Source organism: Pseudomonas extremorientalis, from assembly GCF_001870465.1.
Lineage (GTDB): Bacteria > Pseudomonadota > Gammaproteobacteria > Pseudomonadales > Pseudomonadaceae > Aquipseudomonas > Aquipseudomonas extremorientalis.
This window is the reverse complement of record NZ_MDGK01000055.1, coordinates 334,281-357,469: the sequence shown is the minus strand read 5'-3', so window position 1 is coordinate 357,469 and position 23,189 is coordinate 334,281. Positions and strand designations below refer to the sequence as shown.

Genomic DNA, 23,189 nt, shown 5'->3' with positions numbered 1-23,189 from the left:
GTTGGCCGCGTTGATCTTCAAGGCTGCTTGCTGCCGAATCCCCGGGGCCTGGCCTGCTACCTCAGGCTGCCGGCCTCACCCGGAAGGCCAGGAACACCGGGCCGCCTGGAAACGTGCTGAGTTCCAGCTCATCCAGGGGGCTCAGCGTGCGTGTACGGCTTCCCGCATTACTGTAGAGCGTGTGGTTGCCCGATGCGACGATGTTGATCTTGCCTGCCGCCGCCTGGATCAACGTGGCCCTGAACCCTTCCGTCACATCATCACCCAGCGTCAGGGTCACGTCCGTGTTGCTCAGGACCAGAATCGACTTGCCTGAATCCGCCATGCTCAGGGCCCTGCTGCCGGTGATCGAGATATTGGTGTGTACATGGCCCCCGGCGTGATAACTGACCATCCTGGGGTCGGCGAAGACACGGGCGAAGGCCCCGACGTAGTTGACGCTGGCACGCATGTCATCGAACTGTTCCACGACGTAGGTGCCGATGCTGCCGGTATTCGCTGTGTCGGCGTCCATTGCCCATTTGCGTCCTACCATCAGCCCTATCTGGGTATTGGCGCCTACGCCGGCACGCACCTCTTCGAGAAACAGCGTGCCGATCTGGCCACCCCCATTCCCCTGGACGTAGGTCAGCCGTGCAATGGAGTGGCTGTCACCGGTGGGGCTGCCCCGGGAGGTATCGACCCGATAGTCGACACAATCCGCCGAGACGATGGTGTTCGTCGTGTTGGCGTCAGGCGCCCAGGTGAAATCCAGTGCTCGACCGGTCTTAGCCTGCTCGAATGAGGTGGTCGGCTGTGCGGTGGTGGTAGAACCTGCCTGCTTCAAATCGTCATTCATGATGCTCATCCTCAACTACGTTGCTGTATGCATGTACAGTAGTCTGGATTTTTTCTTTGTGCGGTTTTACCGACGAACTGCACGCAGGGAAGGGGGCGTGTAAAGTGACCGGCATTTCCCAGGCAAAGGTGACCCCCGGATGGCTCCATCGGCAAAACCGCGAGGCAAGAACCAGGACACGGGCTGGCGAGGCTCGGTCGATGTGTGGCTGGACGCCGCCTACGCGGCGTTGAAAGAGTCCGGCATCGACGCCGTGCGCGTGCTGCCGCTGGCCAAGCAGCTGGGCTTGTCGCGTACCAGTTTCTATTGGTTTTTCGAGGACCGCGAGCAACTGCTCGCCGCCTTGCTGGCGCGCTGGCGCGACAAGAACACCGGCAACCTGGTGTTCCAGTGCGAGCGTTACGCCGAAAGCATTTCCGAGGCGATTCTCAACGTCTTTGAATGCTGGCTGAACCCGGAACTGTTCGACTCGCAGTTCGAATTTGCCGTGCGCAGTTGGGCCATGCAGTCGGCAGAAGTCAGCGCGGAAATCGCCCTGGCCGATGACACCCGTATCAACGCCCTGACCGGCATGTTCCGGCGCTTTGGCTACGATGACGAGGCCGCCGATGTGCGCGCGCGGACCATCTACCTGACGCAGATCGGCTACATCTCGATGAACACCAGCGAGGACGTGGTGGTGCGCTTCCGGCGCATTCCCCAGTACGTCAGCGTGTTCACCGGTAAGGCCTTGAAGCGGCGCGAACTGGACCGCTTCTTTGGGGCGTTTGGCTACGCCGAGACCGCACCGGGGGTGTTTGAGCCGCTTTAGAGATCCTTGACCAACCGCAGCGCGTCGTAGATCGCCGCATGGGTATTGCGTGCGGCCACTGCATCGCCGATGCGGAACAGTTGGAAGCGGCCCTCGGGGTTGCTCACCAGGTGCTGCGCGTTGCCGGCGATCAAGTCGTGCTGCTCGACCGCGCCGCCGTTGCTGGAATGCCCTCGCAGGTCGAAGTACAGGTCATCCAGGGGCAGGGTGCCGTGGTTGACCACCACCTGGTCCACCACCCGCTGCTTGTGCACCGCGCCGTAGTCACTGCCGAAAGTGACCAGCAGCCGACCGTCGCGTTTCTCCACCGTTTCGACCCGATAGGTCACGGTAAAGGTCACGTCCAGGTCCTGCAGGCTGCGCATGTAGGGCACCAGGTTCATGGCCATGACTTCCGGCGCGAACGAGCGGTCCGGCGTGACGATTTCCACTCTGGCACCACTTTGTGCAATCACCTCGGCCGCTTGCAGGGCGGCGTGGTCTCCGGCGTCGTCGAAGATCAGCACATGGCGCCCCGGCTTGACGTCGCCGGAAATGATGTCCCAGGTCGACACCACCAACTCATTGCCTTGGGCCAGCACCTCGGTATGCGGCAGGCCGCCGGTCGCCACGATCACCACATCCGGCTCCAGCGCCAGCACGGCCTCGGCCTCGGCCCAGGTGTTGAAGTGGAACTTGACACCCAGGCGTTCGCACTGGCTCATGCGCCAGTCGATGATGCCGATCATTTCGCGGCGCCGCTCGCTCAGGGCGGTCAGGCGGATCTGCCCACCGGGCCGGTCCGCCGCTTCCAGCACCGTTACATCATGCCCGCGCTCACCGGCGACCCGCGCCGCTTCCAGCCCGGCAGGTCCCGTGCCGACAATCAGCACTTTGCGCGGCACCGCTGCCTTGGGAATGTCATGGGGCATGCTGGTTTCGCGACCGGTGGCGGGGTTGTGGATGCAGTACGCCGCACCGCCCTGGTAGATGCGGTCCAGGCAGTAATTGGCGCCGACGCAGGGCCGAATGTCTTCTTCACGCCGCTCGATGATCTTGCGCACGATATGCGGGTCGGTCATGTGGGCGCGGGTCATGCCGACCATGTCCACCTTGCCTGATGCGATGGCGTAGCGCGCCGTGGCGACATCGGGGATTTTTGCCGCATGGAAGGTGGGGAACCCGGTAGACGCACGGATCTCACCGGCAAACTCCAGGTGCGGCGAGTTGCGCATGCCCTGGATCGGGATCACATCGGTGAGGCCCGCATCCGTATCGATATGCCCGCGCACCACGTTGAGGAAGTCCACCAGGCCGCTGTCCTTGAGCAGGTGCGACACCTGCAAACCTTCGCTGGCATTGAACCCGCCCGGCAGCGCCTCGTCGCCGGTGTAGCGCACGCCCAGCAGGAAGTCTTCACCGACCCGCTGGCGAATGCCGCGCAGGACATCGAAGGTAAAGCGCATGCGGTTTTCCAGCGGGCCGCCGTACGGGCCATCCAGCTCGTTGGTGAGCGGCGACCAGAACTGGTCCATCAAATGCCCGTAGGCTTGCAGCTCCAGGCCATCCAGCCCGGCGGCCTGCATGCGCTCGGCCGCGTCGACGTAGTCTTTGATGATTCGCTCGATGTCCCAGTCTTCCAGCTTCTTCGGGAAGGAGCGGTGCGAGGCCTCGCGCCGGTGCGAAGGCGACACCACCGGCAGCCAGTCGGCCTTGTCCCAGCGTGTGCGACGGCCCAGGTGCGTCAACTGGATCATCACCGCCGCGCCATGTTCGTGGCACTCGTCGGTCAAATCCTTCAGCCAGCCGACCACTTCATCCTTGTACGCCAGCACATTGTTGAACACCGGCGGGCTGTCCCGCGACACCGCGGCGGAGCCTGCGGTCATGGTCAAGGCCACACCAGCCTTGGCGCGTTCGACGTGGTAGGCGCGGTACAGCGCCTGCGGCATGCCGTCCACCGGGTAGGCCGGTTCGTGGGCCGTGGTCATGATCCGATTGCGCAGGGTCAGGTGCTTGATCTTATAGGGCTGCAGCAGGGGATCGTTGGACATCAGAGTGTGCTCCGTCGTGGCCATCATCAGGCTTGGCGATTTGAAATTAGGATAAATGTACATGTGCGTCAATAAATCTCGACACGCATGTACATTTTAATTTCGACCTGCCGATGCTCTCCAAATGATGCAGGCGCGCGGGAGCACGGTGGACAACACGCGGTTTGAGGGAATGTTCAGGTTGTAGTGAGCGGGCTTGTGGTGCTGAGTGGACGTGCTGTCGTGAGCAGGCTCAGAAGCAGCGACCACGGGCTGTATTCAATAAATCGCGCACGGCATCGGTGCGCAACAGCAGGGTCATCTGCGCCTCGTCGATCACGATTTCCGCGATGATCAGCGCGCAGATCAGCGGCGCGGTCACGAACCAATGGCACCAGCATTGAGTCGCCAGCGACACGGCTACGCCGATGATCCACAGCGCCAATACCCATTTGGGCGCGCGCTGTTGCAACGGCACCCAGTAACGCTGCAGCCGTTTCAGCCGGGCAGTGTGCAGTTTCAACGACTCTTCAAGGGGTGATAAGGACGAATTCATTTCTCACGCTCGCTGAGCTATCCGGGCGTGACTGGGAAAGGGGTTGCCCAGCCACGACAAGTTGATGCATTCAACTTCGATCCAGTGCCCGTTTCCGGGCAGTGCTGCACAGCTTTTGAATGCAACGCACGTACCCTCGGCGTCCAATAAGACAAAGCATCGATAGCGCCGGGTTGTTCTGAACATCATGGAAAAGATGCGCATGGTGGGGCCTGGGTTACTCAAAGATTCCAACTGAGTTCAAACAGCGTTCCGCCGTTTTCCATTTTCCGGCACGTCACCGCACCGCCGTGGGCGAGGGCAATCGCGCGCACCACCGCCAGGCCCAGGCCGCTGCCGCCCTGGGCGCGGGAACGTGAGTTTTCGCCGCGCTGGAAGGCATCGAACAGGTGCGTGGCCAGGTTCTCATCGATGCCGGGGCCGTCGTCGCGTACCCTCAGGTAATGCATGCCATCGCGGGTGCTCAGGTGCACGTTGACGTTGCCGGGCGTGGCGTGCCGACGCACGTTGTCGAGCAGGGCCAGCAGGGCCTGGCGTATCCGGGCGGGGTCGCAGCGCAGGGTCCGGCGTTGCAGGTCCAGTTGCAGGGTAAAACCGGCGGCGACCAGGCTCGGTTCGAACAGCCGCACATCCTCTTCAATGCCGGCGGCCAGGTCGGCGTCCTGCACATTGAGTTCGAGGTAGCCGCTGTCGCCCAGGCCGACTACCCGCAGGTCCTCGATCATCCGCGCCAGCCCTTCGACCTGACCGAGCAGGCTGTAGAACTGCGCCGTGTCCGGTTCGAATACACCCTCGGCCAAGCCTTGCAGGCGGCCGCGCAGGATGGTCAGCGGCGTGCGCAGTTCATGGGCAATCGCCGCATTCCAGAATGCCTGCTCCTGTGCCATGCGCTTCAAGCGCTGGGCCATGCTGTTGAAATCATCCACCAGGATCGCCGCTTCGCCGATGGACTGGTCACCGGCGACGGCTTGCACATCGAGGTCGCCATCCGCCAGTTTGCGCAGGTTCTCGGCCACCGAGTTCAGCGGCATCAGGATCCGCCGCGACAGCCGCGTGGCCACGAAGGCACCCACCGCCAGGCTGACGCAGGTGGTCAAGGCCATCCACGCCCACTCGACATTGGCCGGCAGCCAGGCATCGGCCTGCTCGTCCGAGAGCGGCCAATAGGTCCATAACAGCGCATAAAACACGTAGGAGCCGATCACGGCCAGGGCGATCACGCAGAGCACCACCGCCGACATGGCGGCAATGATCTGGCGGCTCAAGCCATTGAGCTTCTTCACACGCCACTCCCGAACCGATAGCCCACGCCGCGAATGCTCGCCGGCACGCCTTGCAGCCCCAGGTCTTCGATCTTGCGGCGCAACTTGCTGATATGGCTGTCGACCGTGCGTTCCAGGCTGTCGCTTTCCGGTGAGCACAGCGCCAGCAATTCCGCGCGGCTGAACACGCGTTTCGGTGCCCGGGCCAATTGCGCGAGCAGTTTGAATTCGGTGACGGTCAGTAGCAGCGGCAGGACCTTGCCTTCGATATTCACCGTGACCTGATGGCTTTCGATGTCGATTTCAAAACCATCGACCCGCAACACATTGGCGCCGGCGGCATATGTGTAGGCGATGGAGCGTCGCAGCACGGCCTGGGTACGCGCCACCACCTCGGCCGGGTTGAATGGCTTGACGATGTAGTCGTCGGCACCGATGCGCAGGCCCATCAGCTTGTCCATGTCCTGGTCCTGGGCGGTCAGCATGATCACCGGCGTATTGCCGCGATGACGCACCTCGGCCAGGACCTTCCAGCCATCGACCTGGGGCATCAGTACATCCAGCAGCATCAGATCGGGCTTGAGGGCCTGGTGCAATTCCAGGGCGCGCCGGCCGTCGAGGGCGTGAGCGGTACGAAAGCCGCTGCGCTTGAGATAGGCAATCAGGATGTCGGCGATCTCGGGCTCGTCTTCGGCGATCAGGATCAGCGCCTGGGTGTCTCGGACGCTGTTCGGAAGGGGCGAGGATGCAACGGGAAAATCGTTCATAGTCTGCTCGGTGAATAAGCCTTGTCGTGTTTGCCGCTCCCTGGCCACGCTTGCAAGTGTTGATCATAGCTTCTGGGTGAGGGCGCCCAACATCTGGTTGGCGGTGGAAATCACTTTGGAGTTCATTTCATAGGCCCGTTGTGTGGTGATCATATTGACCATCTCTTCAACGGTGCTCACGTTGGAGGTCTCCAGAGACCGTTGCAGGGTGGTGCCAAACCCGTTGAGCCCCGGCGTGCCGACCTGGGGCGCGCCGCTGGAGGCGGTCTCCAGGAACAGGTTGTTGCCGATTGCCTGCAAGCCGGCGGGGTTGATGAAGTCGGCGGTTTGCAGGTTGCCGATCACTTGCGCAGCGGGGTTGCCGGCCACGGTGATCGACACCACGCCATCCTGGCCCACGGTAAAGGTCTTGGCGTTATCCGGCACCACGATGGCCGGTTCCAGTGCAAAGCCGCTGGCCGTCACCACCTGGCCATTGGCGTTCAGGTGAAAGGTGCCGTCGCGGGTATAGCCGGTGGTGCCGTCCGGCTGCAACACCTGGAAAAAACCGCGCCCGTTCACCGCCAGGTCCAGCGGTTGCCCGGTGGTTTGCAGGCTGCCGGCGCTGAAGTTTTTCTGGGTGCCGACGATCTGTACGCCGGTGCCCAGTTGCAACCCCGACGGCAACGCACTGTCCTGTGTCGACTGCGCGCCCGGCTGGCGCTTGATCTGGTAGAGCAAGTCCTGGAACTCGGCGCGATCACGTTTGAAACCGGTGGTCGAGACGTTCGCCAGGTTGTTGGAAATTGTCGTCAGCTGCGTGTCCTGGGCCGACAAGCCGGTTTTTGCGACGTACAGGGCTGGAATCATGCCGTTCTCCGTGTGAACCCGGTCGACCGGGCACTCTGATGAAAGCCATTGTGCGCAACGAACGTGCGCATTCAGGGGAGGTTTTGTGGAGGAATGATGGAGAGCGGCATTTTTTGTTGGCCCTGATCACTTCAATCCGGGTTCGATCAGGCCGGCTACGCCACGTCCGATGACTTCCGGGTAGCTGTGTTCGGCATCCAGGTTGGTCAGCACCACCACCGTCAACCGGTCGTCGAGGTAGCGCGAGATGGACGAGGTAAAGCCTTGCCAGGAGCCGCCGTGCTCGATCACGGGGTGGCCGTTGACTGTGCGGATTTCCCAGCCGAACCCGTAGCCTTGCGCCCGCTGTTTGCCGGCGTAGGGGTAGGGCGTCCACATCCGTTGCAGCGAGGCTTGTGTCAGCAGGGTTTCATCGTAGAGGGCGCGGTCCCAGCGCTCCAGGTCGCGGACGCTGAAATAGAGCGTGCCGTCGGCCGTGGCATTGAAGGTCGGCGACACCCATTCCTGGTTCCTCAGCTCACCGTCGACCCTTTCGTAGCCCGACGCCCGGTTGGGCACAATCGCGAGGTCCGAGATGACCCGTGTCGAGCGCATGCCCAGCGGTGTGAAGATACGCTGCTGGAGAAACTCGCCATAAGGTATCCCGCTGACACGCTGGATCAGGATGCCGAGCAGCACGAAATTGGTGTTTTCGTAGGCCCAGTTCTGCCCGGCCTTGAAGTCCAGCGGCAGCTTGGCAATCGCCTTGGCCAGCTGCGCTTCGGTGAAGTCGCGGCGTATATCCAATGGGCCACCAGGCTTTTGCAGCGCTGGCGTGTCGTAGGCCGACAAGCCGGACGTGTGGGACAACAGATGGGCGACCGTGATCGGCGCCCAACTTGCCGGCGCCTCGGGGAAGTACTGGCGGATGCTGTCGTCCAGGCCGACCTTGCCTTGCTCCACCAGCATCATGACGGCCGTTGCGGTAAAGGATTTACCCACCGAGCCAGACTGCAACACGCTGTCGGCGCTCATGGGCACGTTGAGTTCCACATTCGCCAGGCCATAGCCCTCGGCGAGCACGGCCTGGCCGTTTCGGAAGATCCCGAGGGCCAGGCCCGGCAACTGCTGACGGGTTATTTCTGCGTTGACATAGCGGTCGATGGCCGAGCGTTGTTCGTCCGTGAGCGGGGTGGATATCGCCAGGGGCGCGGACATCAGCAGGACACTCGCCGCAAGGGTTCGGAACATGGGCACCTCTGAAGCGTTTTTGCGGTTTCAGGAGGTGCCAGTGTGCGCGAGGGGGGTGGATGTTTGCGGGAGGTTCGATGGAGGCGGCGTGGAGCTGATGAGGCCAGCACTCACAGGGGTTGGATGAATTTCACATACACCCGCTCAGGGTCGTGATCGTCAAGGTTTTCGATGTGCCCGCTAGGCACGAACCCGGCCTTTGCAAACAGCGCCTGGGCGGCGGTGTTCGACGCATTGGTTGAAGTAAACAGCTTGGGCGTCTTGCACGCTGCTTGTGCCGCCGTCAGCAACCGCAGCGCAACACCTTGGTGCTGATAAACCGGCGACACAACCACCAGTGCCACGAAGCCATGATCGAAAAAATCATGGGTCAGCACCAGGTATCCCACACACCGGCCAGCGCTATCGACGGCGACGAGGCAGTGTTGGCGAACCACCGCATCATGGATGAATACGCGGCGGTGGGTATGGGCCGTGGCGTAAGCATCCAGTTCGATCAGGGCGTGCACGTCGTCGGGCGTGGCCTGGCGGATGTTTATCGAGCGTGTAGGCAAGTGATTACCTCAGCGGAGTGGGTTTAGCCTTTGTTGCTGGCGACTGCACCGCGCTTGCCGGAGCTGAAGTCGTATTCGTCGTTCATGGTTCAAACCTGCTGTCATAGATACAACCCTACTAATCAGCCAGGGATGATTCTGCTGAGACTGAGAAGGTATTTCTGTATGTAACAAGTGATCCATCGGGTAGCCTGATTCTATCGTCAGATACGATGAATTTGGGAGGGTAAGTGCCCTTGCCGCAGAGATCATTCGCCCGTGATCGAGCGGCAGAGCGGCAAGGCCTGACGTACCGGATAACCTATTTCCGAAACACTATGTCGATATCAGACCAACCTCCGCCGTTTTCAGGCTATTTTCGCGCCAGTCAGCCCGCGTAAGGTGACCCATCATTCAAAAATGACGATCGCCTGACCCTCCAGTCAGTCCTCACGCCGGTCACCGAGAACAACAAAAACAATGAATAGCCTCAATTCCAACGACTCGAACGGCCAGTTGGCGCAAGGCTTCAAGCCGCGCCATGTCACCATGCTTTCCATTGCGGGGATTATCGGCGCGGGGTTGTTTGTCGGGTCCGGGCATGCGATTGCGGCGGCGGGGCCGGCGGTGCTGCTGGCCTATCTGTTTTCCGGCCTGCTGGTGGTGCTGGTGATGCGCATGCTGGGGGAGATGGCGGTGGCCAACCCGGACACCGGCTCATTCTCGACCTACGCCGACCAAGCCATCGGCCGCTGGGCCGGCTTTACCATCGGCTGGCTGTACTGGTGGTTCTGGGTGCTGGTGATCCCCATCGAGGCCCTGGCCGCCGGGCATATCCTCAACCAGTGGTTCCCGCAGATCGACGCTTGGCTGTTTGCCTTGTTGTCGATCTTTTTGTTGGTGGTCACCAACCTGTTCAGCGTGTCCAAGTACGGCGAGTTCGAGTTCTGGTTCGCCATGGCCAAGGTGATCGCGATCATCGGTTTTATCGGCGTGGGCTTTGCGGTGCTGATGGGCTGGGTGCCGGAACGCGAGGCCAGTGGGCTTGGCCAGTTGATGCAGGACCATGGCGGGTTTGCGCCCAACGGGCTGTCGGCGGTGGTCGGCGCCTTTATCACCATCATGTTCAGTTTTATCGGCACTGAGGCCGTCACCATTGCGGCGGCCGAGTCCAGCAACCCGGCGCAGAACATCGCCCGGGCCACGCGCTCGGTGATGTGGCGCATCGGGGTGTTCTACCTGCTGTCGATCTTCGTGGTGATCTCCGTGGTGCCATGGGATGACCCGTTGCTGGCCTCGGTCGGCTCTTATCAGCGTGCACTGGAATTGATGAACATTCCCCACGCCAAGCTGCTGGTGGATGGGGTGGTACTGATCGCCGTGGCCAGTTGCATGAACTCTTCGATCTACATTGCCTCGCGCATGCTGTTTTCCCTCGGCAAGCGAGGAGATGCACCCGCGCTGATGAAAAAGACCTCGGCGGCGAGTGTGCCGAGGGCGGCGGTGATCGCCAGCACCATCCTGGGCGCGGGCGTGACCCTGCTCAGCTACTTCATGCCGGCCGGGCTGTTCCAGTTCCTGCTGGCCAGTTCGGGGGCCATCGCCTTGCTGGTGTACCTGGTGATCGCGGTTTCGCAGTTGCGCATGCGCAAGACCCTGCGCCAGCGCAAGGTCACACTGAACTTCCAGATGTGGCTGTTTCCGTGGTTGACCTGGCTGGTCATCGCGTTCATCTGCGCGGCCTTGACGGTGATGCTGGTCACGCCCGAACACCGTTTCGAAGTCTCTTCGACCCTCGTCCTGGCCCTGATGATTTCCTTGATCGGCTTGCTCACCGCCCGGCACCCGGAACCCACGCAAAAACCGGTGGCCGCAGTTTCGCAATCATGAGTGGCCGCCCGGTCGGCAGTATTGTTTTCCTGCTGCTGGACCAGTTCACCCTGATGTCGCTGGCGGCAGCGGTGGAGCCGTTGCGCATGGCCAACCAGTTGTCGGGCCAGGAGCTTTACAAGTGGCACACGGCAAGCCCGGACGGCAACCCGGTGTGGGCCAGCGACGGTGTGCCGATCACGCCCGACGGTTCGATCCTCAGCGTGCCGCCCGCCGACATTGTGATGGTGTGCGGCGGCATCGGCATCCAGGGCACCGTGACCGGCGAACTGGTCAAGTGGCTGCGCAGCCAGGCGCGTTATGCCAAGCGACTGGGTGGGATTTGCACCGGCAGCGTTGTGTTGGCGCGGGCCGGCTTGCTCGACGGGTATGAATGCAGCGTGCATTGGGAATGGTTGGCGGCGATGCAGGAGGCGTTTCCACGGGTGACCGTCAGTTCCAGCCTGTTCACCCTCGACCGCGACCGGCTCACCAGTTCAGGCGGCACGGCGCCCCTGGACATGATGCTGCACCTGATCGGCCGTGAGCACGGGCACGAATTGTCGGCGGCCATCTCGGACATGTTTGTCTACGAGCGCATCCGCAACGAGCAGGACCACCAGCGCGTACCGCTCAAGCACATGCTCGGCACCCAGCAGCCCACGCTGCAGGAAGTCGTGGCATTGATGGAGGCCAACCTGGAAGAGCCGATCAACCTGGATGAACTGGCGGCGTATGTCGCGCTGTCGCGTCGCCAGCTTGAGCGCATGTTCCAGAAGTACCTGCACTGTTCGCCCTCGCGCTACTACCTGCGGCTGCGGCTGATCCGCGCGCGGCAGTTGCTCAAGCAGACACCCATTTCAATCGTCGAGTTGGCCGTGCTCTGCGGCTTTGTGTCCACGCCGCATTTCTCCAAGTGCTATCGCGAGTACTTCGGCGTGCCCCCCAGTGACGAGCGTTCCGTCACGGACAGCGAGCGGTCCATCGTGCTCAAGCCGGCGTTGCACACATTGCCGGCGCCCGCGCCAATGAATGTATTGGAGCAGGCGCGGGGCGAGGCAACGTTTGCCAGTGTGAAAAACCTGAAGTCCTGAACTCAGCGCATATGCAAGATGATCGGACTGCTGCTCGCCGGGTCGGTATGCCCGCGCAACTTGCCCACGGCCTTCACATCCACCGCACCGCCGTTGTTACCCCAGGTGCCGCGCACGTAGCTGAGCACCTCGGCGATTTGCTGGTCGGTCAGTTGCTCGCGGAACGCCGGCATGCGATAGGCGTCCGGCACGCCGGCGGCTACCACGCGTTGCGAACCGTTGAGGGTGATGTTGATCGCCGAGGCGCTTTCCTTGGCCAGGGCCGAGGTGGCGCCGGCCAGGGGCGGCATCCAGTCGGGCTGGCCCTTGCCGTCGAGGCCATGGCAGGAGGCGCAGCGGGTGGCGTAGGTGTGGGCGCCGGGGGCGTCCGGGTTGGTGGCGGCCGCCTGATACTGCCAGGGAGTGCCGTCGCGCTGCGGGTCGCCGGGCAGTGACTTGAGGTAGCGGGCGATGGCGGCCAGGTCGTCGTCCTGCATGAACTGCGTAGAGTTGTTGAACGCTTCGGTCATCGAGCCGTAGACCACCGCATGGGCATTGCGCCCGGTCTTGAGGAACTGCACGATCTGCGCCTCATCCCAGCGGCCCAGCCCGGTGTTGGGGTCCTGGCGCAGGCTCGGTGCATACCAGCCGTCGAGCAGGGCACCGGCGAGGAACGGCGCACCGGATTCGTCCAGCGCCTTCTCGTTGAAGGCCAGCCCGCGTGGCGTGTGGCAACTGCCGCAGTGGCCGGGGCCTTGGACGATGTAGGCGCCGCGGTTCCACAGCGCGTCCTGGTTGGGTTTGGCTGCATAAGTTGCAGTGGGCGCGAACACGCCGTTCCACAGCGCGATGGGCCAGCGCATATTCAGCGGCCAGGGAATATCACTGGGGATATTCGCCTGGTTGGCCGGTTGCACGCCCTGCATGAAGAACGCGTACAGCGCTTTCACGTCATCGTCGCTGAGCTTGACGTAGGACGGGTAGGGCATCGCCGGGTACAGCCGTCGACCCCCCGGTGCCACGCCGTGGCGTACCGCACGGTCGAAGTCGGCCAGGCTGTAGCTGCCGATCCCGGTGGTTTTGTCCGGCGTGATGTTGGTGGCATGGATTGCCCCCAACGGCGTGGCCATTTCCAGGCCACCGGCGAACGGCGCCTTGCCCGGCAGACTGTGGCAGGCCACGCAGTCGCTGAGACGCGCGACATATTCACCGCGGCTGACCAGGGCCGGCTCGAAGGTGGCGGTGGCCGGTGCTTGTGCAAACGGTGTGGCGGGCTCACGGGTGACGTACCAGGCCAGCAGGCCTGCCGCGACCAGGCAGGGCAGCGCCAGCCAGCCTGCGGTTCTTGCGAATCGACGGTTGTTCATGGGCATTTCCTGAAAGTCAGCTGAAGGTGTGTCGGCTCAAGGGCAGGCTGCGAACACGCTGGCCGGTCAATTGCGCCACCGCATTCGCCACGGCCGGTGCCACGGCAGGCAACGGCGGCTCGCCGATACCACCCATCTTTTCGCCACTCTCGACGACCCGCACATGCACCCGCGCCATCTGCGCCGGTGCCAGGATCGGGTACAGGTCGTAGTTGCGCGCCCGTGGCTTGCCATCCACGTACACTGCTTCTTCCAGCAAGGTCTGGGACAAGCCCAGCGCCACCGCGCCATTCACCTGTGCCTCGACAATCGCCGGGTTGACGATGCTGCCAGGGTCGATGGCCTGCCAGATATCGTGCACCCTGACCTTGCCATTCTCGATGGACACCTCGGCAATCGCCGCCGTGTGGGAACCGAACGGCGAGGCCATGGCCACGCCGCGTGCACGCCGGCTGCCGTCTTCGGCGGTGAAGGGGCCGCGCTTCCAGCCGCCGGACAGTTCAACCGCCGCTTGCAGCAAGGTGGTCAGCCGTGGGTTGTCGCGCAGCAGGTGCAGGCGCAGTTCATAGGGGTCCTGTTTGCCCTTGTCCGCCAGTTCGTCGAGGAACGACTCGTAGAAAAAGTCATTCAGCGAATTGCCCACCGAACGCCAGTAACCGAGCATGGGCGCGCCTTTGACGTAGATCTGCGCGATGCGTTTGTTAGGGATGGCGTAGGACTTGCCCGACAATCCTTCCAGCGCCGTAGGGTCGATCTTGTCGCCCTGTTTGCCGGCGAGGGCTTCGGTCGGGCCTTCGGTGGCGCTTACCGCTTCGATGGCCACCGGCAGGCCTTTGTCATCCAGTGCGGCGCGGAACTTGACCACGGCCACCGGGCGCAATACATCGCGCAGGAACTCTTCTTCTCGGCTCCAGATCAGCTTGACCGGACGACCCACCGCCTTGGCGAGCGCGATGGCCTGCGGGTAGGGGTTGGCTGAGTCATACAGGAAATGCCGGCCGAAAAAACCGCCGAGCAACGGTGAATGCAGGTTGATCTGCGCAGGGTCCAGGCCGGTGCGCTTGGCGACATCGGCGCGGAACATGTCCGGCGCCTGGTTGGGCAGCCAGATATCCAGGGTGCCATCCGGGTTGAAGCGGGCCAGCGCGGAGGGCGGCTCCAACTGGCCGTGGTTGAGGTACTGGTTGTGATACGTCGCTTCGACCTGAGTCTTGGCGCCTTTCAGCGCGGCGGCCACGTCGCCTTCGTTTTCGTCATCACGGGCCGGGCCCTGCTGGGCGGCGAGGAACTCGAAATGCTTGTCGCTGGAGAAGTCCGCCGGCATCACGCGTAGCGTCGAGTCGGCCGCCGCTTCCTGCCAGTCGACCTGGACCGCTTCCACCGCACGCTTGGCGTGCCACCAGCGTTCAGCCACCACCGCCACCGCGCCCGGCAGCACGTGTACCGAATGCACGCCCTTCATGCCTTCGACCTGCGCCTGGTTGCGCAGGCTGCCCACGGTCATGCCCAGGCGTGGCGCATGCTGGACGGCGGCGTGGAGCATGTTGTCGACTTTCAGGTCGATGCTGTAGAGCGCCTTGCCGGTGGATTTGTCGTAGGCGTCCAGGCGCTTGACCGGCTTGCCGATCCAGCGGAACTGGCTCGGGTCGCGCAGGGTGATGCTGGCAGGATCGGGCACTGGCATGTTGAGGGCGCTGCTGGCCAGTTCGCCATACCCCAGCGAACGGCCGGATGCCGCGTGCACGACTCGGCCAGGTTGGGTGGTCAGTTCGCCCACCGGCACGCCCAATTGTTTGGCGCCGGCCTGCAGCAACATGGCGCGGGCGAGGGCGCCGAGGCGGCGCATGGTCGGGTAGCTCATGCGTACCGACATGCTGCCGCCGGTGATGCGCATACCGTTTTCCATCACCACATAGGCTTCGCCAGGCGGGGCGGCCTCGACGATGAAGGTGGCGGGGTCGGCATCCAGCTCTTCGCCGACGATCTGCGCCATGGCGGTATGGGTGCCTTGCCCGCCTTCCATGAACGGGCTGAGCAGGCGCACCGTGCCGTCCGGGCGAATCTCCAGAAACGCCGGCACCTGGGTGCCGCGTTCAGCGGTAGTGGCGGCTTGTACCCGGCCCGAGCCCAATGGCAGGCCGAAACCGATGACCAGCGCACCTACGGCGGTACTCGCCAGAAAGCGGCGGCGTGACAGGTTGACCGGTGCGTCGAGCAGTTCGTCGAGGATGTTCATCACGCGCCCTCCTGCTTGGCCAGGGCGTCGACGGCCGCATGGATGGCGTTGTACGTGCCGCAGCGGCACAGGTTGACCATGGCGGCGTCGATCTGCGCCTTGCTCGGTGCGCGGGTGTGTTTGAGCAGCGCCGTGGCCGCCATCACCTGCCCGGACTGGCAGTAGCCGCATTGCGCCACCTGTTGCTCGACCCAGGTCGCGACCACACGCTTGCCGACCTCGTCCTCTTCAATCGCCTCGATGGTGGTGATTTCACGCCCGACCACCCCGGCCACCGGTGTGACGCAGGAGCGCACCACATTGCCGTCCACCAGCACCGAACAGGCGCCGCACTGGGCCAGGCCGCAGCCGTACTTTGTGCCGGTCAGGCCCAGGTCATCGCGGATCACCCACAGCAATGGCGTGTCCGCGTCGGCATCGACCTGATAGGCCTTTTGGTTGATTCGTAATTCCATGGCTCACCTGCTGATCATCGGTAGGTGCGGCCTGTTTTAGGTGTGAACGCAGTGGCCGCTTATTGTCGAACTCTAGACCAGAGTGCAAGGGGGGAGATACCCAATGGTCGACAAATCGGAGGATCGGGCAAGCATTCAACAGGATCGGGTGAAAGCGCTGTAGACAAGGCTATACGGCGGTATTGCATCAGGCGTCGAGGTGCTTGGGCTATTGGCGACTTTGCCGCTTGGCAGATGGTTCGTGTTCCAGTGCTATGAACCTCGCCTACGCAGCCACTTGTAGTGAGCGGGCTTGTCGAATCGTCGCAGTAGTCCCATTTTGGGACCGCTTCGCGACCCAACGGGAGCAAGCTCCCTCGCCACAGGTACAGTGTTCGCCCTTAACTGACTGGCATTTGGGCTTGCCACCGATTCAAGCCTTCGCTCGTGCACACACAATATCGTCGATCAAAATATGGGGCTGCCCGCGACTGCAGCGCTCGATCCGCGCCTCGACCTTGTACACCTCGCGCAGCATCACCTCATTGATCACCTCATGGCTCGGCCCGCTGCCCTGGGCGGTGCCGTCGGCGATGACCAGCACCTGGTCGGCAAAGCGCAACGCCTGGTTCAGGTCATGCAGGGCGATGAACACGATCACCTGGCGCTTGCGTGCCAGGGCCTGCATGAAGTTCAGCACCTGCACCTGGCGATGCATGTCGAGGGCACTGGTGGGCTCGTCCATCAGCAGCACGTCGGGTTCGCGCACCAGGGTCTGGGCGATGGACACCAGCTGTTGCTGGCCGCCACTGAGTTCGCCGAGGTTGCGAAAGGACAATTCGGTGATGCCCAGCGCGGCGAGCATTTCATCGACCAGTGCCAGTTCGTCGTCCTGCACGGCCCAGGCGGGGGACAGCTGCTTGCGTGCCAGCAACACCGATTCGTACACGGTCAACCGCGCACTCGCATTCAGGCCCTGGGGCATGTAGCTGATGGCTTGGGTGCCCTTTGTCGAACCTTGGAGGATCACCTGGCCCGGCCCTTCGATCAGCCCGGCCATGCGCTTGAACAAGGTGGACTTGCCCGCTGCGTTGGGGCCGATTACCGCCACCACCTGGCCGCCGACAAAGTGCGCCGTGGACACGCCGCTGATGATGCTGCGTTGGCCGTAGCTGGCGCCGAGGTCCTGCAACTGAATGCTTACCATGGGTGTTTTTTCCCGCTCAGGATCAGGGAGATAAAGAACGGCACGCCGATCAGCGAGGTGACCACGCCGATCGGGAAAATTGCGCCCGGAATCAGGGTTTTGCTGACCACCGAACTGGCCGACAGGATCAGCGCGCCGGTGAGCAGCGAGGCGGGCAGGAAGAAGCGCTGGTCCTCACCAATAAGCATGCGGGCGATGTGCGGGCCGACCAAACCGATAAAGCCGATGGTGCCGACAAACGCCACCGGGAACGAGGCGAGCAGGCTGACCATGATCAGCGTCTGGAAGCGCAGGCTGCGCACGTTGATGCCGAAGCTGGCGGCCTTGTCGTCGCCCAGGCGCAGGGCGGTCAGGGCCCAGGCGCGCCTGGCGAAGATCGGCAGCGTGATCAGGATCACCAGGCAGATCACGCCGAGCTTGGGCCAGGTGGCCTTGGTCAGGCTGCCCATGGTCCAGAACACCACGGCCGCCACGGCTTGCTCGGTGGCGAAAAACTGCACCAGCGCCAACAGCGCGTTGAAGGTGAACACCAGGGCAATACCCAGCAGCACGATGGTTTCGGCGGTGACGCCACGGCGCAGGCTCAGGAAGTGGATCAGCAGCGCGCAGAGCATCGCCATGATGAACGCGTTGACCGGCACCATGTACTGCGCCGCCAACGGAAACAGCGCCACGCCGAACGCCAGGCCCATGGCCGCGCCAAAGCTGGCGGCGGCGGAAAGCCCCAGGGTGAACGGACTGGCCAGCGGGTTGTTGAGGATGGTCTGCATCTGCGCGCCGGCCAGGGACAGCGCGGCGCCCACCGCCACGGCCATCAGGGCGACGGGCAGGCGGATATCCCACATCACCACGCGCACCTGCGGCGCCGCGCTGTCCGGCGACAGCAGTGCGCCGAGCACTTCACTGAGGCTGTAGCGTGCCGGGCCGAGGGCCAGGTCGAGCAGCACACTGCACAACAACAGCAGGGCCAGCACGCAAAGGATCAGGCGCTTGCGCAGCACCAGTCGGCGGTAAGCGCTCATGGCTTGAGGCTCACTGAGTAGCCGGGTGCGTAGGGCACGGGCAGGAACTGTGCGTGCAGTTCACGTAGCGTCGCTTCGGGGTCGAGGTCGGCAAACAGCGACGGGTGGAACCACTTGGCCAATTGCTGGATCGCCACGAACTGATAGGGGCTGTTGTAGAACTGATGCCAGATGGCATGAAAGGCCTGGTTTTGCTGGGCCTTGATCCCGGCGTAGGCCGGGCGCTGGGTGTACCACGCGAGTTTGTGCCGGGCCTGGCCCATGTCGGCACCGGGGCCGACGCCGACCCAATGACCGCCCGGCGCGAACGCCTCCCAGTTGGCACTGGTGACCACTACCTGGTCCGGGTTGGCCACGATCACCTGCTCGGGGTTCAACTGGCCGAAGGTGCTGGGAATGATGGTCTTGGCGATGTTGTTACCGCCGGCCATTTCGACGAAAAGCCCGAAGTTTTCGTTGCCGAAGCTCAGGCAGCAATCGTCGGAGTAGCCGCCGATACGCTCGATGAACACCGCCGGGCGCTTCGGTTTTTGAGCTGCGATCACATCGGTCACCCGCCTGATCTGCTGCTTGCGAAACGCGATGAACGCCTCGGCCCGGTCTTCCTTGCCGAACAACTGGCCGAACAGGCGCATGGTCGGTTCGGTATTGGCCATGGGTTGGTTGCGAAAATCCACGTACACCACCGGAATGCCCAGGGCGTCGAGTTTCTCGATGTAGCGTGCGTCTTCGGTCGCGTGTTGCGCTTCGATATTGAGGATGATCACATCGGGCCGCAGGGAAATCGCTTGCTCGATATCGAAGGTGCCGTCTTCAAACCCGCCGAAGGTGGGGATGTTGGCAATGCCTGGGAATATGCGCAGGTACGCGTTGTAGGTGTCCGGGTCGGACTGGATCAGGTCCTTGCGCCAGCCGACGATGCGCTCGATGGGATTCTGCGTATCCAGCGCGGCCACCAGGTACAGCTGGCGGCCTTCGCCGAGGATCACTCGCTGCACCGGCAGGTTGACCTTGACCTGGCGCCCGAGCAGATCGGTGACGGTGGTGGGCGCCGCCAACGCAGGCAGCGCGAGTAACCCGGTCAACACCAGTGCCGCCAGGCGGTGGCCGCAACGAACAATCGAAAGCATCAAGTAAGCCCTTGCAGGTATCAGAAGTCGACCGTGGCCGACAGGAGGAGGGTGCGTGGCGAACCCTGGGAAAACGCGCCGTAGGAGGCCACGCCGGACCAGTATTCGCGGTCGAACAGGTTCTGCACCGTGGCGCGGAAGGTGGTCGGCCGCTCGGCGATCCGCGTGCTGTAGCGCGCGCCGATATCGAAGCGGGTCCAGGCATCGAGCTGTTGGGTGTTGGCCTGGTTGACGTACTGGCTGGCGGTGTAGATCGCGCCGCTGGTCAACGTCAGCCCTTCGACCCACGGCGCGTCCCATTCGGCCCAGAGGTTGGCTTGTACCTTGGGCACGCCCACTGGGGTATTGCCCTGGTTGGCGGCGACGCCGGTTTTGGTCAGCTGCGCATCCAGCAGGGTCACGCCACCCAGCAGGCGCGTGCCTGGGGCGACTTCGCCAAACACGCTCACTTCCACGCCGCGATTGCGCTGTTCGCCTTGCACCGAGAAGCGGCCGGCAGCCAGCTCGCCGCTGGGTTTCTGGATCTGGAACAGCGCCAGGGTGGACATGAACGTGCCGTAGTCGAGCTTGACCCCGACTTCATGCTGCCTGGAAACGTAAGGCGCAAAGATCTCCCCGGCATTCGAGGCGTTGGACGGCGCCACTTCGCCCTTGCTCAAGCCTTCGAGGTAGTTGTAATAGAGCGCTACGTGCTCCCAGGGCTTGAGCACCGCGCCAAACAGCGGCGTGGTCTTGCCCTCGTTATAGGTCGTGGTCACTGCACCGTCGGTGTTGTAGTTGTGGGATTGGATGTTCTGTTTGCGCAGGCCGACGGTGACCTGCACGCGCTGATCAAGTATCGACAAGGTGTCGGCAATGGCCACGCCGGATAATTCGGTGGCGGAGACTTTCGGCGCGTCGGGCTTGGCGATCGACGGTTTGGGGCGCTCGACCGGGTGGTAGATGTTCGACAGCACGGGCGCGCCGGAGATAATCCCGCGTGACAGTTCATCGCGGTAGCGCGTGACCTGCACGGTGCTGCTGTGGCTGATCGGGCCGGTGTCGAAGCGCAGGCGTGCACCGGCGTCGACCGTATAGCGCTGCACTTCGAAGCGGTAGTAGCCGGGGATCGACGAGGTGTCGCCGGCCGTGTTGACAATGGTCGGCGTCTGGTCCGACAGGCGCGCCACTGCCGACTTGCCGCCACCGGCATGGGCGAACAGGCTCAGGTTGTCAGTGAGGTCATAGTCGCCGCCGAGCAGGGCGGACTTATCCCGTGTGCGCGACCAGCCCCAGTCCTGGCTTACGCTGGTGCGGCCATTGGCGGCGTCGGGAATCTTTACGCCTGAGGCGATCAGGAACGGTCGGGAGGCGGCGTCGAAGGTCTCTTCCTGGGAAATCAGGTCCAGGCTGGTGCGCAGGCGCTCGCCCTGATAGTCCAGGGACAGCGCACCGATGCCGACTTCGCGCGATTGCTTGTCGATCACGGTGTCACCCTGCTGCACGCCGCCGTTGAAGCGCATGCCGAAGCGGCGCTCTTCACCAAAGCGCCGGCTGATATCGATGCGATTGCCGAGGTGTGCAGCCTGGGTATAACTGGCGGTGTAGCGGGTCAGGTCCTCGTCCAGCGAGCGCTTGGGCACCACGTTAATCACCCCGCCCACCGCGCTGTTGGGCGACATGCCGTAGAGCAGGGCACCGGGGCCTTTGACCACTTCGACGCGTTCGGCGTATTCAGTGAACACCCGGTAATTGGACGCCACGCCATACACGCCGTCGAAGGCCAACTCGCCGAGGTTGCCTTCGCCCACCGGAAACCCGCGAATGAAAAACGAGTCGACGATGCCGCCGGTCTGCCCGGTGGAGCGCACCGAAGAATCGCGTTCCAGCAGATCACCGACGGTGGTGGCTTGCTGGTCCTTGATCAACGAGGCGGTGTAGGTGCTGACGCTGAACGGCGCGTCCATCACGTCCTTGTTGCCCAGCATGCCCAGGCGTCCGCCGACGGCCACCTGGCCGCCCGAATACACCGGCGGCAAACTGTCGGCGCGCTGTTCGGCGCCACTGACCGTGGTGTCCGACAGGGTGATTTGGCGTTGCACCAGGGTGTAGGTGCCGTCGCTGCGCAGCAGCACCTCCAGGCCGCTGCCGGCCAGCAGGCGGGTGACCGCCTCCTGGGTCGAGTAAGTGCCGGACAGGCCGGGGCTGGTCAGGCCTTCGGTGAGGGCCGGGACGAACGACAGGGCAATGCCCGCATCCACGGCAAAGCTCGACAGCGTTGCGCCGAGCGGCCCTGGCGCGATCTGGTAGGCACGGACCGCGACCGCATCCAACTGCGCGGCCATGGCGGCACCAGCCAGGGCCAGGCTGAGCAGCGCGCTGCGAATCACAAGCATGAACGGGAGCCCTGTGGACGAGAGGAAAAAGGGTATTCGTGTGTTTGCCAGCCGAGATCGGAAAAAGTATCAGCCGCCCGGCGTTTTATTTTCACGCCCACTCAGGCGGGGGACAGGGTGACCCAGTAGCCGTTCAGGTGGCCGCTGACGAGCACCGGGTAGGTCTGCACCAGCATGTTCAGGGTGCGCTGCGGGTCGCTGATGGGGAAGGCGCCGGAAATGCGCAGGTCGGCAATCGCCGGGTCATAGCGCACGAAGCCGCGGCGATAGCGGGTCAGTTCGGCGACGAAATCCGCCAGGCGCATCTTGTCGGCCATCAGCATACCCCGGGTCCAGGCGCCGACGTTGCGGTCGGTGGCGGTGAGCGTGCCAAAGGTCTGTGCGGAAAAGTCCGTGCGTTGCCCGGCGTTGACGATCAGCGGCGCGGTCTGAGTGTTCTCGGCCAGCATCACTTTGACGGCGCCTTCGAGCACGGCCAGGTGGGTGCGCCCGCTCAGTTCGCGCACGGTAAAGCGCGTGCCCAAGGCTTGCATGCGGCCCTGGCGCGTACTGACCAGGAACGGGCGGGACGGATCCTGCGCGGTCTGCACCAGGATTTCACCTTCGCGCAGGTGCACCAGGCGTTGCTGGCGGTCGTAGCGCACGTCGATGGCGGAGTCGGTGTTGAGGGTGATGCGCGAGCCATCGGCCAGGGTCAGTTCGCGGCGCTCGCCGACGCGAGTGCGGTAGTCGGCGGTCCACTGCTGGGTCTGCGCCAGTTTCCAACTGCCCCAGCCCACCGGCATCACCGCCAGCAGCAGGGCCAGCTTGCCCAGGGCGGCGCGGCGTTCCGGGTGGCTCGGGCGGTCGAGGGCCGACATCGCCAGGGACGGCGGCAGGCCGCCCAGCTTGCTTTGCAGCAATTGCGCACGGGCCCAGGCGCGATCACGTTCGGGGCTGCTGATTTTCCAGCGCTCCCATTCGGCGCGCTCGTGGTCGCTGAGGTCGTTTTCGCTCAGGCGCATCAGCCATTCGGCGGCTTCTTCGAGGACTTCAGGGGCCAACGGGGGTTCCTTGCGCAGGCTGAGCACTTATTCCACCAGCATCAGGCACTGCACAAAGGCCTGTTTCATGTAGCGTTTGACGGTGATCAGCGACACGCCCAATTGCTCGGCGATGTCCTGGTACTTGAGGCCGTTGATCTGCGACAGCAGGAACGTGCGCTTGACCAGCGAGGGGAGGGCGTCGAGCATCGCGTCGATCTCGTGCAGGGTTTCCAGCACCACGAAATGCGCTTCCGGCGAAGGCACTTCCTGGATTGGCACGCTGGCGAGCGCTTCCAGGTAAGCGCGTTCCAACGCCTTGCGCTGATACCAGTTGACCAGGATGCCCTTGGCCACGCAGCTCAGGTAAGCCCTTGGCTGGTCGATCACCGTGACCTGGGAGGCGAGGATACGCGTGAAAGTGTCCTGGGCCAGGTCGGCCGCATCCATGGCGTTGCCGAGCTTGCGCTTGAGCGTGGCGTACAGCCAGCCGTGATGGCCGCAGTACAGGGCCTCGATCGCGCGCAGGTGCTGGTGCTTGTCGGCGGTGAGGATTTCGCTCATGGCGCGGATCCGTGCAATTGAGAAGTATTCCC

General features: G+C 63.5%; 20 protein-coding genes. 3 read left to right on the top strand and 17 right to left on the bottom strand.

The window, feature by feature from the left end; all coding sequences use genetic code 11:
• Positions 1-61: 61 nt before the first annotated feature.
• Positions 62-838 (bottom strand): hypothetical protein, encoded by a 777-nt coding sequence (locus BFN10_RS22560; RefSeq protein WP_173668604.1) that lies wholly within the window; start codon positions 836-838, stop codon positions 62-64.
• 139 nt (positions 839-977) lie between these two features.
• On the opposite strand from BFN10_RS22560, the gene BFN10_RS22555 reads away from it, so the two are divergent.
• Complete coding sequence (locus tag BFN10_RS22555) at positions 978-1,649, top strand: TetR/AcrR family transcriptional regulator (RefSeq protein ID WP_071491520.1); 672 nt, start codon at positions 978-980, stop codon at positions 1,647-1,649.
• On the opposite strand, the gene BFN10_RS22550 is transcribed toward BFN10_RS22555, so the two are convergent.
• From BFN10_RS22550 to BFN10_RS22520, 7 genes are all read right to left on the bottom strand, one after another.
• The gene (locus BFN10_RS22550; RefSeq protein ID WP_071491519.1) at positions 1,646-3,682 is read right to left on the bottom strand and encodes an NADH:flavin oxidoreductase; all 2,037 of its coding nucleotides are present in this window, start codon (positions 3,680-3,682) and stop codon (positions 1,646-1,648) included. The genes BFN10_RS22555 and BFN10_RS22550 overlap by 4 nt on opposite strands.
• Before the next feature lie 232 nt (positions 3,683-3,914).
• Complete coding sequence (locus tag BFN10_RS22545) at positions 3,915-4,217, bottom strand: hypothetical protein (RefSeq protein WP_071491518.1); 303 nt, start codon at positions 4,215-4,217, stop codon at positions 3,915-3,917.
• A 221-nt stretch (positions 4,218-4,438) separates the two neighbouring features.
• Complete coding sequence (locus BFN10_RS22540; RefSeq protein WP_071491517.1) at positions 4,439-5,500, bottom strand: ATP-binding protein; 1,062 nt, start codon at positions 5,498-5,500, stop codon at positions 4,439-4,441.
• Positions 5,497-6,246 carry a response regulator gene (locus BFN10_RS22535; RefSeq protein WP_071491516.1) on the bottom strand — a complete coding sequence of 250 codons (750 nt, stop codon included), beginning with the start codon at positions 6,244-6,246 and terminating at the stop codon, positions 5,497-5,499. The genes BFN10_RS22540 and BFN10_RS22535 overlap by 4 nt, the downstream gene beginning before the upstream one ends.
• A 63-nt stretch (positions 6,247-6,309) precedes the next feature.
• Positions 6,310-7,095: a flagellar basal-body rod protein FlgG gene (gene flgG, locus BFN10_RS22530; RefSeq protein WP_071491515.1), complete on the bottom strand. Its 786-nt coding sequence runs from the start codon at positions 7,093-7,095 to the stop codon at positions 6,310-6,312.
• Positions 7,096-7,221: 126 nt separating this feature from the next.
• Complete coding sequence (locus tag BFN10_RS22525) at positions 7,222-8,325, bottom strand: serine hydrolase domain-containing protein (RefSeq protein WP_071491514.1); 1,104 nt, start codon at positions 8,323-8,325, stop codon at positions 7,222-7,224.
• A 110-nt stretch (positions 8,326-8,435) separates the two neighbouring features.
• Positions 8,436-8,879 (bottom strand): GNAT family N-acetyltransferase, encoded by a 444-nt coding sequence (locus tag BFN10_RS22520; RefSeq protein ID WP_071491513.1) that lies wholly within the window; start codon positions 8,877-8,879, stop codon positions 8,436-8,438.
• Positions 8,880-9,338: 459 nt separating this feature from the next.
• On the opposite strand from BFN10_RS22520, the gene gabP reads away from it, so the two are divergent.
• Positions 9,339-10,748, top strand: a complete 1,410-nt coding sequence (gene gabP / locus BFN10_RS22515) for a GABA permease (protein WP_071491512.1) — start codon at positions 9,339-9,341, stop codon at positions 10,746-10,748.
• The gene (gene gbdR / locus BFN10_RS22510) at positions 10,745-11,821 is read left to right on the top strand and encodes a choline metabolism transcriptional regulator GbdR (RefSeq protein WP_071491511.1); all 1,077 of its coding nucleotides are present in this window, start codon (positions 10,745-10,747) and stop codon (positions 11,819-11,821) included. The genes gabP and gbdR overlap by 4 nt, the downstream gene beginning before the upstream one ends.
• 2 nt (positions 11,822-11,823) lie before the next feature.
• Here gbdR and BFN10_RS22505 read toward each other — a convergent pair whose 3' ends face one another.
• The 9 genes from BFN10_RS22505 to BFN10_RS22465 form a co-directional block, all read right to left on the bottom strand.
• Entirely contained in the window at positions 11,824-13,167 is a 1,344-nt protein-coding gene (locus BFN10_RS22505; protein WP_071491510.1) for a c-type cytochrome, read from the bottom strand.
• Between the two features lie 16 nt (positions 13,168-13,183).
• Positions 13,184-15,403: a xanthine dehydrogenase family protein molybdopterin-binding subunit gene (locus tag BFN10_RS22500; RefSeq protein WP_071491509.1), complete on the bottom strand. Its 2,220-nt coding sequence runs from the start codon at positions 15,401-15,403 to the stop codon at positions 13,184-13,186.
• Positions 15,403-15,858, bottom strand: a complete 456-nt coding sequence (locus BFN10_RS22495; protein ID WP_071491508.1) for a (2Fe-2S)-binding protein — start codon at positions 15,856-15,858, stop codon at positions 15,403-15,405. Before BFN10_RS22495 ends, BFN10_RS22500 begins: the two co-directional genes overlap by 1 nt.
• A 412-nt stretch (positions 15,859-16,270) precedes the next feature.
• Positions 16,271-17,044 carry an ABC transporter ATP-binding protein gene (locus tag BFN10_RS22490; protein ID WP_071491507.1) on the bottom strand — a complete coding sequence of 258 codons (774 nt, stop codon included), beginning with the start codon at positions 17,042-17,044 and terminating at the stop codon, positions 16,271-16,273.
• Complete coding sequence (locus BFN10_RS22485; protein WP_071491506.1) at positions 17,038-18,066, bottom strand: FecCD family ABC transporter permease; 1,029 nt, start codon at positions 18,064-18,066, stop codon at positions 17,038-17,040. The genes BFN10_RS22490 and BFN10_RS22485 overlap by 7 nt, the downstream gene beginning before the upstream one ends.
• Positions 18,063-19,196, bottom strand: coding sequence for an ABC transporter substrate-binding protein (locus BFN10_RS22480; protein ID WP_071491505.1), 1,134 nt, complete (start codon positions 19,194-19,196; stop codon positions 18,063-18,065). Before BFN10_RS22480 ends, BFN10_RS22485 begins: the two co-directional genes overlap by 4 nt.
• A gap of 20 nt (positions 19,197-19,216) precedes the next feature.
• Complete coding sequence (locus BFN10_RS22475; RefSeq protein ID WP_071491504.1) at positions 19,217-21,571, bottom strand: TonB-dependent receptor; 2,355 nt, start codon at positions 21,569-21,571, stop codon at positions 19,217-19,219.
• Between the two features lie 101 nt (positions 21,572-21,672).
• On the bottom strand, positions 21,673-22,641 hold the full coding sequence (locus BFN10_RS22470) for a FecR domain-containing protein (protein WP_071491503.1): 969 nt from the start codon (positions 22,639-22,641) through the stop codon (positions 21,673-21,675).
• Entirely contained in the window at positions 22,642-23,157 is a 516-nt protein-coding gene (locus BFN10_RS22465) for a sigma-70 family RNA polymerase sigma factor (protein ID WP_071491502.1), read from the bottom strand.
• Positions 23,158-23,189 lie beyond the last annotated feature (32 nt).